Origin of the sequence: Brucella sp. NBRC 12950, from assembly GCF_030268145.1 — a bacterium.
In the GTDB taxonomy this organism is placed as follows: Bacteria; Pseudomonadota; Alphaproteobacteria; order Rhizobiales; family Rhizobiaceae; genus Brucella.
Map to the genome: position 1 here is coordinate 333954 of NZ_BSQC01000006.1, position 16311 is coordinate 350264.

The following is a 16311-nucleotide window of genomic DNA, read 5'->3' on the forward strand; positions in this document are numbered from 1 at the left end:
TTGGATCTGATTGAACCAGATCTACACGCTAAGCTTATGTTTAATCGCGCATCTTGTTCCGAAGATCGTTTCACACATTTCCGGGCGCGACTTCAACATGCGGGACCTTGGGAGAGGATATGGTCAGGCACACTTCAGAACGTGATTCTGAGCAGCGCGGCGAACCCGCAGCAGCTGAATCTACTTTGCCACAATTTGCCGAAACCGGGGCGAGTATTAATCGTGGGTCCAATCAGATTGGCGTTCGCGCCTATAATGAACGCCTTGTACTGGCGTTGGTGCGCCGACATGGTGCAATGGCGCGTGCTGATATTGCGAGGAAGACTGGGCTTTCCGCACAAACCATTTCTGTGATCATTCGCGAACTCGAAAAAGATGGCCTCATTACACAAGGCGAACGCGTGCGCGGGCGTGTGGGGCAACCATCCATGCCCATGCGGCTTGCTGCCGACGGCGTATTCTCATTTGGCCTCAAGATTGGACGGCGCAGTGCAGAGATCATCCTGATGGATTTTCTCGGTCACATTCGGCAGCGCCGCCACGTCACATATTCCTGGCCCGTTCCCGATAAAATTCGCCAATTTGCTTTCGACAGCATCAATGAGTTTACGGCAGCCCTTGACGCAGATAAACGCACCCGTATTGCAGGCCTCGGCATTGCGCTTCCGTTCGAGCTATGGAACTGGGTCGAGGAAGTTGGCGCACCTGCCGCCGATATGAATGCTTGGCTTGATGCTGATCTTATCCATGATTTCGGGTCAGCTTTGCCATTTCCTGTCTTTCTGCAAAATGACGGAACGGCCGCCTGCGGCGCGGAACTGACATTCGGACGCGGGCCTGAATTTGCCGATTTCGTCTATTTCTCAATCGGGTCATTTATCGGTGGCGGTGTGGTTTTAAACAACACACTCTATCCGGGTCGCACCGGCAACGCTGGGGCTCTCGGTTCCATGCCTATGCGTATGCGCGGAACAGACGATGCTCGCGAAACAATTCAGTTGATCGATACTGCTTCGCTCTTCGTGCTTGAACGCATGTTGCGTGAGCACGGTATCTCGTCGGAACAACTGTGGCTTTCCCCGGAACGCTGGCCGGATTTCGGTCAATTACTAGACGATTGGGTTGCATTGGCCGCACGCGGCCTGGCCCATGCGGCAGTTGCAGCTGCGTCTGTCATTGATTTCCCTGCAGCGATTATTGACGGCTGGTTGCCAGAAAGTGTCCGCCACAGCATCGTTGAAGCAACCAAGCTTGAGCTAACGCGCATCGACCTGCAAGGTCTTTCGGCACCCGAAATCATTGAAGGGAAAGTCGGTGTTCATGGGAAAGCGATGGGCGCTGCAAGCCTGCCGCTCTCCCATCGCTATCTTTTCGACCAGAGCGTCCTTTTCAAAGACAGCGCCTGATGGCTAGTCGCTGGCGCTACCTGCATACAGACAGCACCAGTTCTCTTTGACCGCTTACAACGAACGCTGAAAGCGGACTTTCAAACCGAATGCGTCTTCACCATCAAGCGCAATGCGCTTGTTATTCCACTGAACATAGGTGAGTTCCGGGGTGATATTGAAGCCCGGCACCAGCGCATAGCTCACATTGCCGGTCGCCATCAGCGTTTCGCTGGCATCATAGCCAACCTGCAGGTTGAGCTTTGCCTTTTCAGTTGCCTGATAGGCAAGACCGCCCCACAAAGCCCAATCGCCACCCCATGTTCCGTAGAAGCTATCTACCATACGATAGACTTCGCCATTGGCATTGGCTTTGTAATGGTCATCATTGGACTTATACGCGAACTGCGACCAGACCGAGAACTTGTTGTTCACTTTGAGGTCGACCTTGACCTTACCTGCCCATTCTTCGTTGCGCGCGTCATAGGCCGCTACACCTGCAATACTGCCCCATGACGGAGCATATTTCAGACCACCCACCACATGCGGCATGTAATCGTCGATGGTAACATCCACGTCTGCATCTGTGTTTCCGCCCTGTTCAAGCGACAAGGTAGCCGAAAAGCCTTCCTTGTTCTTGTAGGTATAGCTGATGAGGTTCGTGCGGTAGCCACCGGCGAGAATGACGTCATCATTGAGCACATTGCCCAAATAGTCCGTGAAGGTCACAAAAGCCGACTGATCGAGACCGACAAGCAGACCACCAAGTTCAATAAAGCCCAAACGCAGGGAGCCGGATGACGAAGAATCTGCACCATTGTACCACTGATAACGAACTTCAGTGACTGTCTTGAGTGTACCGAGTTCGGTTTCGGTTCCGGTAAAGGAACGGAAGGTGAAACGGGTCAGCTGCGCATAAGTATCCATATCCCGGGTGCTCGGTACGCGCGCATAAGCATTATCGCCACCACTGACATCATAACGCACATAACCAGCAAAACGCAGGCAGGTTTCGGTTCCGGGAATATAGAAATAGCCCTTGCCATAGGCATCGCAAACGCGAACATATTCAACAGCTTCGGGCTCGGGTGCAACAATGGTATCGGCAGCCGATGCAACTTGCGACATTGCCAGAACAGCAACCGATGCAGCTAGAATTTTCTTCATTTGAGTAGGTTTCCCCTTTGATTTTAGACAATAGGAGTTTTTCGGCGGAAAGAGACTTTCCGTCGTTCTGAGAACAAGCTGCCGGAACTCGCTAAAACCGACCGCCTGCTATGACTGTGAATGCTGGATTACGTCCCTGATATGGACAAAGCGCCCCGCCCCGTCATCAACTCAAATCCCCCATCTGGATTTCTAAAGCTTGCAGTGACGCGCCATCATTTCGGCGACGTGTTCCCGCCCCTCTTCGCGCAGTTTTTTGATCGCAGCACTCATATCTGCCGACCGCTCGTCCTGCCCGAGCTTGAACTTGATCTCCATATTCTCAATCGGCATTTCGTAGCCGACAATATTGGGCAAACGCCGCTCCAGACCACCGGAACCGAGTTCCTTCATCTGCCAGGGCTTGTCACGACCCTTTTCCATATGCTTGACGAGCTCGTGGAGATGTTTGGCGGTTGCTGCTTCCGACAGGATTTTAGGCACGCCATGGATATGAGCAACCATGAAGCTCCAGGTCGGCGCGCTGTCCCTTTCCGGATAACCCGGATACCATGATGATGATACATAATGACCAGCATCCATCAGTATTGCGATTGATGGCAGCCCGCGTTTCAGAAACTCAACATGATCGTTGGATGCAGCAACATGCGAGACCAGCGTGCCGTTTTCGCCGCGTGTCCGATCCATCATGAAGACAGGGTGTGATATAGCAACGCTACCCTCATGGCTGGTGATCAAAGTGCCAAGCACCGTTCTATCAACGAGATCGAAAACCTCTGTCATTTCGGACGGCTGGAAATAAGGCTTTGTATAGAGCATCGCTTGTCTCTTGATTTTAGGCGTGAATGGCGGGCAGTCGATCAGACCATGGGCACATGGCTTCCAACTGACCTGCAAGTTCGAATAGCAGATTTTCGGCCCCATAAGGAGCAATGACCTGGCTGCCGATCGGCAAGCCATCAGACGTTTCGTGAAGTGGAACGCTCATTGCAGGCAAACCAGCAGCGTTGACCGGATGGGTGAAGGCTGTCAGCTCCAGAAACTGCCGGGCAAAACCCTTCCAATCCGGTGAGCGCACGTCGAGCATCCCAAGCGGAAATGACCCATCCGGCATGACCGGGCTTAACACCACATCGCATTCTTCAAACAGACGACCAAAACTGCGCGCCGTACTATTTGCGGTCAAACGCGCTTGAATAACCTCTGTCGCAGCCAACCCATCGCCGTAAGCGGCCAACCCCAGATTTGAAGGCTCAAAATAGAGATCATTGGCGGGCTTTGCCATTGTTGCGGCAACATCCGCCACTTCAATAGCCGTGTAAACGGCGATCAGTTTTTGTACTGCATCTGCAAGCTGAACGCCGTCAAAATCAGGCTTCACCCGAACAACGCTATGTCCCAGCTGTTCGCACAGCGCAATCGTCGCCTCAAGTGCTGCCACTGCCTGCTCGTCCAGATCATGACGAAGATCAGACTTCTGCCAGACGCCGATACGAAGCTTCCGCGGCGCCTTTTTGACACTGTTGACGAACAGATCCGTCTTGGCCGGGGCCGCGTAAAGCGAACCGGGCTCAAGCGCATCTGTCAGATCAAGCATCATTGCGGAATCGCGAACCGAACGGGTCAGAACATGATGGCTGACCATTCCGCCCCAGTTTTCTGTCGAGACCGGGCCGCATGGGACCCGCCCGCGCGATGGGCGCAGCCCGAAAAGCCCGCCACAAGATGCGGGGATACGGATCGATCCTGCTCCGTCATTACCATAGGCCACAGGCACCATACGCGCGGCAACTGCCGCTGCCGCACCGCCGGAAGAGCCGCCAATGCTGCGTGTCACATTCCATGGATTGAGTGCCGGACCATGCAGCGAGGATTCCGTTGCGATATTACAGGAAAACTCTGGCAGATTGGTTTTACCCACCACCACCAGACCGGCGGACTTATAGCGTTTGACGAGTTCATGATCGCACTGCGAGATATTTCCCTCTGCCGCACGACATCCAAAGGACATTGCTGCACCGGCATAGGAAGGGCAATCATCCTTCAACAAAACCGGAACACCTCTGAGCGGACCCTCTGGCAGCGATTTAAGCTGTTCTTCCGCCTGATCGCGCATCTTATGGATCACGGCATTCAGCTCGGGATTGCATCGATCAATCGCTGCAAATGCCTCATGAACAACCTCATGCGGCGACAGAATCTTTGCGCGAATGGCCTCTCCCAGACCAATGGCGTCGGTCCGGGTGTAGTCAAAGGATGTAGACGTCATGGGGTTATCTCAATGCTAAGCTCGCGAAGCGGAGCGATTTACTGTGCCTTGCTGATCGTCCAGAAACGAAGCGTATCACCAGCCCAACCCTTGAAATCGTTCACTTTTGGACCGGCAGCTGTGATCGATGGCAAATTTACCAGACCAAGGATCGGAACCTGCTCACCCATTAACGTGTTGAGTTCGTTGAAGAGCTTCTTGCGTTCTTCGACATCGCTTTTCGCCGAAACCTGCTTGAGAAGGTCTTCCGCCTTGGCATCGTCCCACTGGCGCGCGGCATCGGCCTTTTTGTCACCGATCATCGATTGGAAAGACAACAGCGGATCAAGGCGCGCCGAATAAGCGAAAACGGCAAGTTCATATGCACCACGACGATACTGATCGAGCTGGGTCGCCCAGTCACGCACTTCAAGCTGCACATTTATGCCGGAGGCAGCAAGGAATGCCTGAACGATCGTGGCAACCTGGACGCGGTTCTGGCGGTTGGCGACCAGAAGGCTGATCGGTTCGCCCTTATATCCTGCCTTGGTCAGCAGCTCCTGCGCTTTGGCTGGATCATATGCAGGCCAGGCAGCCACCTGATTATCCGAATAGATGGTGTTTGGTGCAATGACCGAAGGGTTTGGCGCATACATGCCCTCACCGATCGCCGCTGCCAGCTGGTCAAGATCGATAGCGTGAGCAATCGCCTGACGCATCTGCGGATCTTTGAGCTTATTGGAAGTTGACTGAATCTGAAGCACCATCCATGCAGGCGTCTGCTGCACATTGACCTTCACGCCCTTCGCTTCCAGATCCTTGACGCCAGTTGGCTCCACTTCATCGATGAAGTCGATCTCACCTGAAAGTAGACCATTTGTGCGCGTGCTGGAATCTGGAACAGTCATGAACTGAATAGTCTTTACATGACCTTTCTTGTTCCCTCCCAGACCGTCGACATCGCCGGACAGAGCCGCGTAATCATCGAAACGGGTTAGGTCCAGATAACGACCACGCTCCCATTTGGAAAAAGCATAGGGCCCGGTTCCAATCGGCTTTACAAATTTGCCATCTGCATCAACGGATTCCGGGCTCAATATCCAAGGGGTACACTGGATGGTAGCCATGGTGATGACGAAGTTTGGTGCAGGATCTGCGAAGCGGAAGCGCACCGTGCTGTCATCGACAGTCTCGACCGACTTCAACTCGGAATCAACCTTGCCATTGTAGCGATTGACGCATTGAAACGCTGTATCCGGCTTGAGATAACGCTCAAAATTCCAGACGACATCCTTGGCGGCCAGGTTTTTGCCGTTCTGGAACTTGACGCCTTTGCGTAACTTGAATTCATAGACCGTATGATCGGCATTCGCGGTCCAGCTCTCGGCCAGCATCGGCTTGATGGCGAGATCGTCGCCATAAGCGACCAGACCTTCGGCAATGTGGGCAACAACCATATCGGCATTGGCATCGCGATTGACGCCCGGATTGATGCTCGCAACATCAGAGTGAATGGCGACGCGCAAGGTCTCATCGTCTGCAGCATGTGCTTGGAAGAATGTGGCGCTGAGACCAAGAAGCGCAATGCTGAGTGCAGAGCGGATCGAAATTGGATTGAACATTTTGGTTTCCCCTTTTTGTTTTTGATTTTGCGGCATGGTCAGCTTTGTGACCTCAGCACATCCGCGAAAAATGCCTCGACCGGCTCCAGCACTTTGAAAGGCTCATGAGCCACGCCCGATACTCTGTCCCTCCGAACCGCGATGCGATGCGCCTCAAACGACTTTGCCAGTGCTTCAATGCGGTCGATCCGGCAATCGCCCTGAAGATCGGCGCCGTCCATCCAGAAGGCGCTGTCACGCGGAATGGCGATTTCCCAGGTCGCGGTATCTTCCGCACCGATCACTGTATGAACCGTAACCGCCTTCATCGCTTCAAGATCAATGCGGTAGCCAAAACGTGCTTCAACATCGCGAACGCCAACCCACCAGTCATAATCGGAATTGAGCAGAGTTACGACGCCCGGCGCTCCGATAGAGACGGCCTTGAGCCTGTGGGGATGCAGCATGAAAAAGCGCTGGCAGAACTGCCCGCCGCCAGAAAAGCCGTACATGATGGCGCGATTGCTTTTGAGGCGATACTTGGCAGCCACTTCGTCGATCATCGACAGCAGAATAAGATCAAAGCGAATGCCGTGGAACTCGATGCGCTTGTAGTTGGCAAGATCGCTCTGCACGACGATGCCCGCAGGAAACAGTGGTGCCAGTACAATGCAGCGGTTCTCTCGCGCAAAATTTGCAAAGTGATCGCGGTATTGTGCCGCCGTCCGCCCCGTTCCATGAATGATGACAATCAGTTCGTGCGTTTCGATGCCGTCCTCATCATAGTCCTCGGGGACATAAAGGCAGTAGCTGAAACGCTGATCGAACTGACTTGCAAAGAACGTGGTCGCTCCGAAATCATAGAAGCTGAGTTTTTTGCCATGGCCCTGCCGCTTGGTGACAGGCTTTTCCTCAGTGATGGACATGACCGCCCTCCTCTCCGAATTTCGTATTTGCATTATCGCCGCGCCATTTGAGCTTAACACCGCCCTCGCCCGTCAGTTCGAGCATTGGAATGGCTGACAAAAGACGGCGGGTATAGTCGTTTTGCGGCGTGTCGAAAATCTCGTCGCGCGTTCCCTGCTCGATAATGCGACCGTCATTCATCACGACCACACGATCGGCAATTTGTTCAACCACGCCCAGATCATGGGTAATGAACAGGCAACCGAAGCCATAGCTCTGCTGCAGCTTGGCAAAGAGATCGAGAACCTGCGCGCGAACCGTTACGTCAAGGGCCGAAACTGCTTCATCGGCAATGACAAAAGCCGGACGGCGCACGAGCGCACGTGCGATCGCCACACGCTGACGCTGGCCACCCGACATTTCATGCGCATAACGATTGGCATAATCTCCACCGAGGCCCACATCCTCCAATGTTTCGCGAACACGATCCGCCTTCTGACTAGGCGAAAGCTCTTTTGAGAAACGCAGCGCCTCACCGACCAACTCTCCCACTTTCATACGCGGATCGAGTGACGAATAGGGGTCCTGAAACACCATCTGCGTGTGATAACGATAATCCTGATAATGGGATGAACGTCTCTCGACAGGCTGTCCCTTGAACAACAACTTCCCTTCGCTCGGCTTGATTAGTCCAGCCATCACGCGCGCGGCTGTGGTCTTGCCCGAACCGGAACCGCCAACCACGGCAACAACCTCGTTGGGCAGAACATCAATCGTAACCCCATGCAGAGCTCGTTTGCCGCCCGCTTTCTTGAACCAGCCACCCCGGCCTTCAAAATCGACAACAAGATCGCGCACGCTGATCAGCGGATCAGCCTTTGGAACCAAGCGCGCAGGCCCACGAACCGGCAGTGTCGAAAGCAGTTTGCGGGTGTAATCATGTCGGGGCTTTGCCAGAACATCAGCGGTATCGCCCGTTTCAACCACTTCACCATGGCGCATCACAATCACACGTTTGGAATAGCGCGCAATCATTGGAAGATCGTGACTGATCAGCAAAACGGTCGTGCCACGTTCCCGCGTGAGATCGACCAGCAACTCCATAACCTCGCGCTGGATAACCGCATCAAGCGCAGTGGTCGGCTCGTCCGCGATCAGCAGATCAGGCTTCATGAGCATCGCGCAGGCGATCATGATGCGCTGGCGCATTCCGCCGGAGAACTCATGTGGGAACGCCTCAATCGCCCGATCTGGATCGGCAATACCGACACGCAACAACATGGCTCTGATCCAGTCGGCATGTTGTGCCTTCTCAGCTGGAAAGTGTAGTTCAAGCCCTTCTTCAAGCTGCCGCCCGATGGTCAGTGACGGGGTAAGCGAAGTCATCGGCTCCTGAAAGATCATAGCAATGCCATCGCCACGCAGCCCGCGCAAGGCGGTCGGCGACATCGTTGACACGTTCTGCCCCTTGAAGCGGATCGCACCATGACTTGTTTTAATGGACGCCGGAACCAGCCCCATGATCGCCCGCGCGAGCATGGTTTTTCCAGAGCCGGATTCGCCAACGATACCGAGAATTTCGCCAGCTTTTATGGAGAAGGAAGCGCGCTTGACGATCTCCAGCACACTGTCGCCAACACGCAGGCTGACATCGTCGATTTCAAGCAGGGGTGCGGAAGTCATGAGCGCTTCCTCATGCGTGGGTCTAGGCGGTCGCGCAACGCGTCACCAAGAAGATTAATACCAAGCAGCGACAGCGAAATTGCAAGGCCGGGGAAGATACCAAGCCAAACGGCTTGCTCAATGAAATTACGGCTTCCCGCCAGCATATTTCCCCACGTCGGCGCTGGCGGCGGCACACCCAGACCCAGAAAGCTGAGCGAGCTTTCTGCGAGAATTGCCCAGCCGCACATGGACGTTGCCATGACCAGAACAGGTGCCAGACAGTTGGGCAGAATATGGCGCACCATCGTATAGATTTCCGAGTTCCCCATGACGCGGGAGGCCTCAACGAACTCCCGTTCACGCAGGCTCAAAACCGTGCCACGGACCACGCGGATCACCGAAGACATATAGGCCAAAGCAAGTGCTAAGATGATGCCATTCTTGTTGGCGCCAAAGACGGCCAGCAAACCAAGCGCCATCAATATGCCGGGGAATGCCAGCAAAGCATCATTGACCATCATCAACAGCCTGTCGAACCAGCCACGCAAAAAGCCGCTGATCGCCCCGATAAGCACTCCGCCAAGGGTGGCGAGAAAGACTGTGAACACGCTGATTGAAACACTGGCCGATGCGCCTCTCATAAGACGGCTCAGCTGGTCGCGCCCGAATTCATCCGTACCCAGCCAATGCGCAGCGCTTGGCGGCGCAAGGCGCGCGGAAAAGTCGAGGGCCAGCGGGTTGTAAGGCGTCCAGAAGGAACCTACCACCGCTATCGTGAGAAGCGTTGCGGTCAGGATTCCGCCAATAATCGCGTTGAGAGAGAGATGTTTCATTTCGCCGTCACCTTCGGGTCGAAGAACGGATAGAGAAGGTCCACGATCAGATTGACCAGCACATAAACGCAGGCTGTGAAAAGCAAGCAGCCCTGAATGACGGGATAATCGCGGGCAAAGATCGCATCAACGAGAAGCCTGCCAAGTCCGGGAATGGTGAAAACCGTTTCCACAACTGCAATACCGCCAAGCAGATTGCCAAGGATCAGCCCTAACAAAGTCCAGGTCGGGCCAAACGCATTACGGAAAGCATGACGCCACATCACGGTTGCTTCCGACAGTCCCTTGGCGCGGGCATGAGTGATGTAATCAAGGTTCAGCACTTCAAGCGTTGAGGCGCGCGCCATGCGCAGAATAACGCCGATCTCATGTAAAAACAGTGTGGTGATCGGCAGAACCAGATAGAGAAGCGCTTTCCATGAATTCTCACCGAAGCTGACATAGCCGACAATCGGCAGCCAGCCGAGCTTGAGGCCGAAGGCCAGCAACAGCAGCAAGCCCATCCAGAATGCCGGCACCGAAAGCAGCAAAGTGGCACAGGTCACAAGCGTCAGATCAGTCAGGCTGTTCTGCTTCCATGCCGCGATCATTCCAAGCGGAACAGCGACAAGCGTGGAAAGCACCACAGCTGACAAGACGATACGCGCACTTACGGAAAAACGCTCCAGAACCAGCGGGAGTACCGGCTGCTGGTTGGCAATGGAAACACCAAGATCGCCATGCAGAACATTGCCGCCCCAGATCAGATACTGGGTGAAGATGCTGTGATTGAGACCCAGCTGTTCGCGAAGCGCGGCCAGCGTGGCAGCATCCGCAGAATCGCCCAGCATCAGGGCTGCAGGATCGCCTGGTATCAACCGGACAATCACAAACACAGCCACTGCCACGATCAGCAATGTTGGAATGGCCATGCCTATTCTGGAAAGCGCAAAGCGCAACATTTCTTTAGCCTTCGATAAAGAGGGATTTCGCGCGTGGCGCGGCATCGGACGGTAGCGGCGTATAATCCTGCAGACAGTAAGTCGCAAACTGGCGGTTCAAAGCAGGCAACGGCGCAATTTCCATCATGCCAAGCGCTGCCTCCATCACCACCATCGCAACTGTGGCCGTGATATTGTCGTGATTGCCCGGACGCGGCGGGCGGCAGACTGCATAAGGTGTCAGGAAGTCGTCAAACAGCGCTTCCTTCAGCTCCTTGCGGCCAATTTTTCCACCGTGTGATTCAAGAGACTGGCGAACGCGCCAATCACGGTAGAAGCTTTCAGGTACAAAAGGGATGCCGGTGTCGCGTAGCTTTGTCAGCGCAATCGGGCTGACCCAATGATTGGCATGAACGATCAGATCATTCTCAGGCAGGATTGGGAAGGACTCATCCGGCGCGCATTCAAAATCGATGCCGAAACCGGCGCTCGTCGCAATCATGATATTGTTTGAGCAGGATTTTGGTGTCGAAGCCACAGCCTTGATTGCTTTGGCAAAATGCTCCTGCTCAAGCACCTTGCGGCGCACAAGACCCAAAGGAACGCCCAGCTTCTTATAGTCGCGTTCGCATTCGAGATAATTGGCGGTGATCGAGATCCCCGCTTCATTGAATCCGCTGCGCGCCAGCCCACCAGCCTCGACAAACGTCACAAAATCGGGACCGTTATTGTTGCGAACACGCAGCACAATGCCGGTTTCCACACATTCAGAACGCCAGTCCCAGTTCTGGCCATGAACCAGATTACCAGAAGCACTTTTCGCAGGCATGATGAGAGCACCGGTGCAGCCATCATCCTGCTCTTCGGGATCAGGCGAACCCGTTTCCGCACGCGCCATCGCAACGACTTCCGTGCGTGCATTGATCATGACGATCTGCTCAAACGGCACATCCGCACCTTTGGCAATGCCGCGCATTTCCTCGACATAAGACGCGTCGAATTCCTCGATCCGGCAGGCAAATTCTTCGATGAGACCTTGCCTGCGTTCAGGCGAAAGACCAAACGCGTCGAGCGTGCCGGAATAAAGACCAGCACTGCGCCGGATGCGTTCCGCCGCCAGCACCCCATATTGGCGCCCGCGCTCTTCCGGTGCGCCCGAAACTGTAATGAATGGAAATGGGGTAACTGACATACTCAATCCATATTTTGTATTTTGCATCTGTTTAATACAATTCACATTCAATCATTGCGGAGTCAACAGTTTTTTATTAGAATATGGAACAATTTGATTTATACTCTTCCTACAGAGAGTCAGCCTGCCATTCCAATGGGATAGGCGATACGAGAAAGAAATAGCCTATTGCGAAATATCCCGTATTCTTTGAGCATAGGTTCATGGGAGAACGCACATTCAGGGGGCGCTGCGCGTGAATATGGACGTTAAGAGATCAACGGAAGGCGAATCCGGCCTGAGCAGCCTTCAGGCGGAAGTCGCACATAAAATGGTCTCGCTCATATCCGCTGCACGCTGGAATATCGGCGACCGGCTGTCGGATGCTGCCATTGCAAAAGAGCTCCGTGTATCGCGGTCGCCCGTGCGTCAGGTGCTCAATCTTCTTGTGCAGCAGGGTATTGTTAGTCAGACACCCAATCGCGGATATGCGCTGCATCGCATTCCAGAGCCGGACGAACTCAACGACAATCTGCTGCCGCCATCGGAGGCGGAAGAGCTCTACCGGCGTCTGATGAGCGCGCGCGCCTCGGGTGCAGTTGGTGACGAAGTGTCGGAAGCTGAACTTGCCGATCAGCTGGGTGCGACGCGCGGCGCGGTGCGCCGGGTTCTGATGCGTTTTGCCACCGAAGGTCTCGCAGAGCGCCTTCCAGGCCATGGCTGGCGCTTTGCCGAGTCACTCCATAATGAGCGCGCGGTCAATGAAAGCTACGCTTTCCGTCTGGTGATCGAATGCGGTGCGCTTTCTCAACCCGACTACGCGCCTGATCTCAGCCAGCTCGCAGCTCTGCAACGCGAGCAGAATGAAATATCCGTCCTGCCGATCCAGAATCTCACACGGGATCTCTGGTTCAACGCCAATGCAAACTTTCACGAAACCATTGTTTCTTGGGCGAATAATCGGTTTTTCACGCAATCAGTCCGATGGCAGAACCATCTTCGCCGCATGACGGAATATTCCGACTTCGACCGTTTGGGCGAAGAGCGTATCCGCAAGGCTTGCAAAGATCACTTAGGCATTCTCGAAGCCATCGAGAACAGAGACTTTGAATTTGCTGCAGCCTTGCTCAAACGCCATATCAGCCGCTCGGGTGCCGAAGACGTATGACAGTTAAGGCTAACGCAGCGCGCCTACTCAACCCTTTTCCAGAGCGATTGCAATCCCTTGACCCATACCGATACACATTGTCGCCGGCGCATAGCGACCGCCGCTCAAAGAAAGTTCGGGCGCTGCTGATCCTGTGATCCGTGCGCCCGACATGCCATGCGGATGACCCAGCGCAATCGCACCGCCGTTCGGGTTAACGCGATGATCGTCGTCAGAAATGCCGAGTTCGCGCAAGACAGCAACCTCTGAGAGGCGAAAGCCTCATTGAGTTCGATGACATCCATTGAATCGATGGCAAGCCCGTGCCTTACCAGAAGTTTCTTTGTTGCGGGGGCGTGGCTAATGCCGATTGGGAGCGCCTGACCTCAACCATACGAGGGTATCCGAGGCCTTGCCTGCTTCGCTACCAGGGTAGCGTTTTAAACTGTTCAACTTTCAGAGCAGTCAACAACTTATTCCCTTAGAAGCCGGAAATCATATAAATTTCATCCAAGAGTTAATTCAGGATGAAGCATTCAGCCTTAAACAGCCACATGCACCAGTATCTAATTGCAATATTTTTATAATTTCAGGTTCAGATTGAACTTTCTTAGCTCGAACAAGCGTTCAAGCCTTATCGAGCGGCTCAATTTTCGCCACTCGATTTCACTGTTATCAAAGCTGAATGCGGGATTGTCGACTATTGCTGAGCGAGCTGCTGCTTCAACATATCGGCGACGACCTTATCAAAAGAAACGTCACCATTTTTCGCGTTCTTCTCCATTTCGCTTTCAGCATACTCATCCCGCTTCTGGACAAGATCCGTCATCTGGCGCTCAAGCTCGGTTCTCACATTCAGGGTTTCATCGATAATTTTCTTCTGCTCCGCATGGGATTTGTCTTTCAACGACGCTGGCAGCTCGCTTTCTTTGATTTCGTCCCATTTCAGATCCTTGTTGCGAATATCGTCAAGAAGATCGCCGCCACCCGTAACAACCTCCTTCATCGATGATCGCTTGGAATAAAACTTGGAGTTCTCGACCTGCGCCTCCATTGGCGCTGCGGCTTTCGCGGCTAGTTTATTGTTGAGCTCTTGTCTGATCGCGGCATTACCGTATGGCATGATTGTGTTATCGATGTTCTGCTGAACCGTAATGATCTCCTGATCATAGGGTGTTTTGACTTCATCAATACGTCCACCATCCTGCGCAATCTGGATATAGCGACCCGACCCGCGCTCCGCGATATCCTTCCAGAAGTTACGGGTTTCTTCAGAGTTACCGGCTTGGACGGCATTCACGCGAATATTTCGGCTTTTTGCTTCGGCCAAAATCTCGGGATATTTGCGCTCACCCTTATAATCCATGTGAGGTGGGGCATCACCGACCAGGAACACAATTCTCTGGGTTGTGGAACCTTCGCTCCATGTCAGTCGCCCAATCGCATTATCAAGCGCTTCATTGACGGATTCAGGATCATCTCCGCCCCCATCAGCCTCAAAGCGCCTCAGATTTGCGTAAAGTGACTGCAAATCTTTGCTCATTTCGAAGGATTTGACCACATAATCGTCACCACGATCACGATATCCGATCAATGCCATTCTTATATCTGCATCAGGCTGTACATCGACTATCGTATTCGCAATCGACCAGATTTTACGCTTCGCTCCCTCAAGCAAATCTACCATTGATCCTGTGGTGTCGAGTACGAAGGCCACTTCAACTCGCCTGGGTTGGGACGATACCTGCTGGGGGGCTGCCTCGGCAAAGGATGCCGTGGCAAACAAGAGCGATGCAGATACCGCTAATGCCGATGCTGTAGAAGCGCTTTTCATGAGTTCTCCGCCAATCGTTAGGGAGAATATAATGAGCCGCGATATTATGTCTTAAGTAAGCCTGCGAAGCCGCAATTGATAGGCAGACCTCAACTGATGAGTGGGAAAACCAAGCGAAGTAATATTACTCGATAGCATCCACGTTGCAGGTAAGCGTTGCACCCTGAGATGTAACGAATATCTGTTCCATAGTGGTAAACGATATCTCGTAGCCCTCACCCGCGAAGGTCTTCCGCGGAGCATCCGTTGTTTTATTAAGCGAACGTTCACGTCCAAAAGCATTCAGAATGATCTGTTCGGGTTTGTCATGCGAAGTGATAATCTCAATCGCATTTTCATGATCGCATATATACGAGATATGATCCTGATCGGCTTCAGCCAAAGCAATACTCGGCGACAATGCAAGGGCAACGATCAGGCAAAAGCGCATTCGAAACACACCTTCAATAATGATATAATCCCCTTCATAGTCAAAAACTCGAGACTGCCCAAGAGGGGACTGAGCGATTTTGAACAGGAAAAACCATTTGCGCTGCGAACTTCACTGGCAGTCGTGACGCCAACGCCCTTTTACGAGCTTACTACTTGACCCAGACTAGAGGTTCACACCCAATTTATCAAATGCCAACACTTGTATTTTTAGCACCGTTGGGTTTGCCTTGTTATGTGAGGTTAGGCGCTGTGTGGTCCTGTAGGCAAATACACTTATGTTGGCCTGCCCTTTGCCCTTTCCCGGCTTTGGTCATCTATCAGAAACGGCAAAAGCCCGGCTGCTTATGCACCGGGCTTTTTGATTTTATTGATGTTTTGGGGTCTTTGGTTGCGTGTGATGCTTTTTCCCGTTCGTCGGGTAATCGATAGTGGATCGATTACTATGCTCCTCACGGTTCAGGTTATGATGCTTATGAGGTCAGAGCGTTCAAAGATCGATTGATTATCGATTTCAGCTTGGACGGGCTGCTCCATGGAGCTTTCACAAGCCGTACAGCTAAGAGCATGGCGTATGTATCGCAGGTTTTAGTATTTTCAGGGAAGGATTTGGTTGCCGGGGCAGGATTTGAACCTGCGGCCTTCAGGTTATGAGCCTGACGGCCGATTCCTACGCCACAGTATCCGGCAGCATCCGAACATTCGCTGCGATACTACGCTCACGAATGGCTTTTACGGATAGTGTCGCCGTTTCTACGCTGCACCACGCGGCGATTTCCGCAAAATGATTCCGGAAGGGGTCGTAAGCTGCACGATCGGCTGGCTTTCGTATCCAAGGCGCAGAGGCGCAGTCAAGCCGCCCATGGAATTGCAGCAACGTAAGCGCGGCTTTCTTTGCACGGCAATTCAAGGTGTCCACCTTGAAGGTGTACCCCTTGGTTTTTGGTGTAATCTCTTGCGGGTGGCCCGGAATGCGGGAAGCTGTGACGAGATGAAGGGCCCCCG

The 16311-nt window shown here is 53.5% G+C and carries 14 protein-coding genes, 1 tRNA gene and 1 pseudogene; 2 read left to right on the plus strand and 14 right to left on the minus strand.

The window, feature by feature from the left end:
• The first annotated feature begins 119 nt into the window (after positions 1 to 119).
• Positions 120 to 1406 (plus strand): ROK family transcriptional regulator, encoded by a 1287-nt coding sequence (locus QSJ70_RS12785; protein ID WP_252349099.1) that lies wholly within the window; start codon positions 120 to 122, stop codon positions 1404 to 1406.
• 54 nt (positions 1407 to 1460) lie between these two features.
• On the opposite strand, the gene QSJ70_RS12790 is transcribed toward QSJ70_RS12785, so the two are convergent.
• The 9 genes from QSJ70_RS12790 to QSJ70_RS12830 all read right to left on the minus strand — a co-directional run bounded on the left by QSJ70_RS12790 (position 1461) and on the right by QSJ70_RS12830 (position 11917).
• Positions 1461 to 2552, minus strand: a complete 1092-nt coding sequence (locus tag QSJ70_RS12790; RefSeq protein WP_285536812.1) for a porin — start codon at positions 2550 to 2552, stop codon at positions 1461 to 1463.
• A gap of 192 nt (positions 2553 to 2744) precedes the next feature.
• Positions 2745 to 3371, minus strand: a complete 627-nt coding sequence (locus QSJ70_RS12795; RefSeq protein WP_285536814.1) for an FMN-binding negative transcriptional regulator — start codon at positions 3369 to 3371, stop codon at positions 2745 to 2747.
• Between the two features lie 16 nt (positions 3372 to 3387).
• On the minus strand, positions 3388 to 4821 hold the full coding sequence (locus tag QSJ70_RS12800; RefSeq protein WP_285536816.1) for an amidase: 1434 nt from the start codon (positions 4819 to 4821) through the stop codon (positions 3388 to 3390).
• 38 nt (positions 4822 to 4859) lie between these two features.
• Positions 4860 to 6422 carry an ABC transporter substrate-binding protein gene (locus QSJ70_RS12805; protein WP_285536818.1) on the minus strand — a complete coding sequence of 521 codons (1563 nt, stop codon included), beginning with the start codon at positions 6420 to 6422 and terminating at the stop codon, positions 4860 to 4862.
• A 38-nt stretch (positions 6423 to 6460) separates the two neighbouring features.
• Positions 6461 to 7327, minus strand: coding sequence for an alpha/beta hydrolase family protein (locus QSJ70_RS12810; protein WP_285536819.1), 867 nt, complete (start codon positions 7325 to 7327; stop codon positions 6461 to 6463).
• Entirely contained in the window at positions 7314 to 8990 is a 1677-nt protein-coding gene (locus QSJ70_RS12815; RefSeq protein ID WP_285536821.1) for an ABC transporter ATP-binding protein, read from the minus strand. The genes QSJ70_RS12810 and QSJ70_RS12815 overlap by 14 nt, the downstream gene beginning before the upstream one ends.
• On the minus strand, positions 8987 to 9805 hold the full coding sequence (locus QSJ70_RS12820; RefSeq protein ID WP_285536824.1) for an ABC transporter permease: 819 nt from the start codon (positions 9803 to 9805) through the stop codon (positions 8987 to 8989). The genes QSJ70_RS12815 and QSJ70_RS12820 overlap by 4 nt, the downstream gene beginning before the upstream one ends.
• The gene (locus QSJ70_RS12825) at positions 9802 to 10746 is read right to left on the minus strand and encodes an ABC transporter permease (RefSeq protein WP_285536825.1); all 945 of its coding nucleotides are present in this window, start codon (positions 10744 to 10746) and stop codon (positions 9802 to 9804) included. Before QSJ70_RS12825 ends, QSJ70_RS12820 begins: the two co-directional genes overlap by 4 nt.
• A gap of 4 nt (positions 10747 to 10750) precedes the next feature.
• Positions 10751 to 11917, minus strand: coding sequence for a C45 family autoproteolytic acyltransferase/hydrolase (locus QSJ70_RS12830; protein ID WP_285536827.1), 1167 nt, complete (start codon positions 11915 to 11917; stop codon positions 10751 to 10753).
• 241 nt (positions 11918 to 12158) lie between these two features.
• Here QSJ70_RS12830 and QSJ70_RS12835 point away from each other — a divergent pair, with 241 nt between their 5' ends.
• A complete protein-coding gene (locus QSJ70_RS12835) occupies positions 12159 to 13064 on the plus strand; it encodes a GntR family transcriptional regulator (RefSeq protein WP_285536853.1) in 906 nt (301 codons plus the stop codon).
• A gap of 27 nt (positions 13065 to 13091) precedes the next feature.
• Here QSJ70_RS12835 and QSJ70_RS12840 read toward each other — a convergent pair.
• The 5 genes and pseudogenes from QSJ70_RS12840 to QSJ70_RS12860 all read right to left on the minus strand — a co-directional run.
• Positions 13092 to 13408, minus strand: a pseudogene (locus QSJ70_RS12840) (hypothetical protein).
• A 335-nt stretch (positions 13409 to 13743) separates the two neighbouring features.
• Positions 13744 to 14877, minus strand: a complete 1134-nt coding sequence (locus QSJ70_RS12845; RefSeq protein ID WP_285536829.1) for a vWA domain-containing protein — start codon at positions 14875 to 14877, stop codon at positions 13744 to 13746.
• A 124-nt stretch (positions 14878 to 15001) separates the two neighbouring features.
• On the minus strand, positions 15002 to 15307 hold the full coding sequence (locus tag QSJ70_RS12850) for a hypothetical protein (RefSeq protein WP_285536831.1): 306 nt from the start codon (positions 15305 to 15307) through the stop codon (positions 15002 to 15004).
• Positions 15308 to 15916: 609 nt separating this feature from the next.
• Positions 15917 to 15996: transfer RNA gene (locus QSJ70_RS12855), tRNA-Leu, on the minus strand.
• The coding region (locus QSJ70_RS12860) for a hypothetical protein (protein WP_285536833.1) at positions 15977 to 16311 on the minus strand (335 nt) is incomplete at its 5' end. The genes QSJ70_RS12860 and QSJ70_RS12855, both read right to left, overlap by 20 nt.

What these genes read in the sequence shown, in the direction of transcription:
- QSJ70_RS12785 (WP_252349099.1), top strand. Translation starts at nt 120, where the DNA reads ATGGTCAGGCACACTTCAGAACGTGATTCTGAGCAGCGCGGCGAACCC.
- QSJ70_RS12790 (WP_285536812.1), bottom strand. Translation starts at nt 2,552, where the DNA reads ATGAAGAAAATTCTAGCTGCATCGGTTGCTGTTCTGGCAATGTCGCAA.
- QSJ70_RS12795 (WP_285536814.1), bottom strand. Translation starts at nt 3,371, where the DNA reads ATGCTCTATACAAAGCCTTATTTCCAGCCGTCCGAAATGACAGAGGTT.
- QSJ70_RS12800 (WP_285536816.1), bottom strand. Translation starts at nt 4,821, where the DNA reads ATGACGTCTACATCCTTTGACTACACCCGGACCGACGCCATTGGTCTG.
- QSJ70_RS12805 (WP_285536818.1), bottom strand. Translation starts at nt 6,422, where the DNA reads ATGTTCAATCCAATTTCGATCCGCTCTGCACTCAGCATTGCGCTTCTT.
- QSJ70_RS12810 (WP_285536819.1), bottom strand. Translation starts at nt 7,327, where the DNA reads ATGTCCATCACTGAGGAAAAGCCTGTCACCAAGCGGCAGGGCCATGGC.
- QSJ70_RS12815 (WP_285536821.1), bottom strand. Translation starts at nt 8,990, where the DNA reads ATGACTTCCGCACCCCTGCTTGAAATCGACGATGTCAGCCTGCGTGTT.
- QSJ70_RS12820 (WP_285536824.1), bottom strand. Translation starts at nt 9,805, where the DNA reads ATGAAACATCTCTCTCTCAACGCGATTATTGGCGGAATCCTGACCGCA.
- QSJ70_RS12825 (WP_285536825.1), bottom strand. Translation starts at nt 10,746, where the DNA reads ATGTTGCGCTTTGCGCTTTCCAGAATAGGCATGGCCATTCCAACATTG.
- QSJ70_RS12830 (WP_285536827.1), bottom strand. Translation starts at nt 11,917, where the DNA reads ATGTCAGTTACCCCATTTCCATTCATTACAGTTTCGGGCGCACCGGAA.
- QSJ70_RS12835 (WP_285536853.1), top strand. Translation starts at nt 12,159, where the DNA reads ATGGACGTTAAGAGATCAACGGAAGGCGAATCCGGCCTGAGCAGCCTT.
- QSJ70_RS12845 (WP_285536829.1), bottom strand. Translation starts at nt 14,877, where the DNA reads ATGAAAAGCGCTTCTACAGCATCGGCATTAGCGGTATCTGCATCGCTC.
- QSJ70_RS12850 (WP_285536831.1), bottom strand. Translation starts at nt 15,307, where the DNA reads ATGCGCTTTTGCCTGATCGTTGCCCTTGCATTGTCGCCGAGTATTGCT.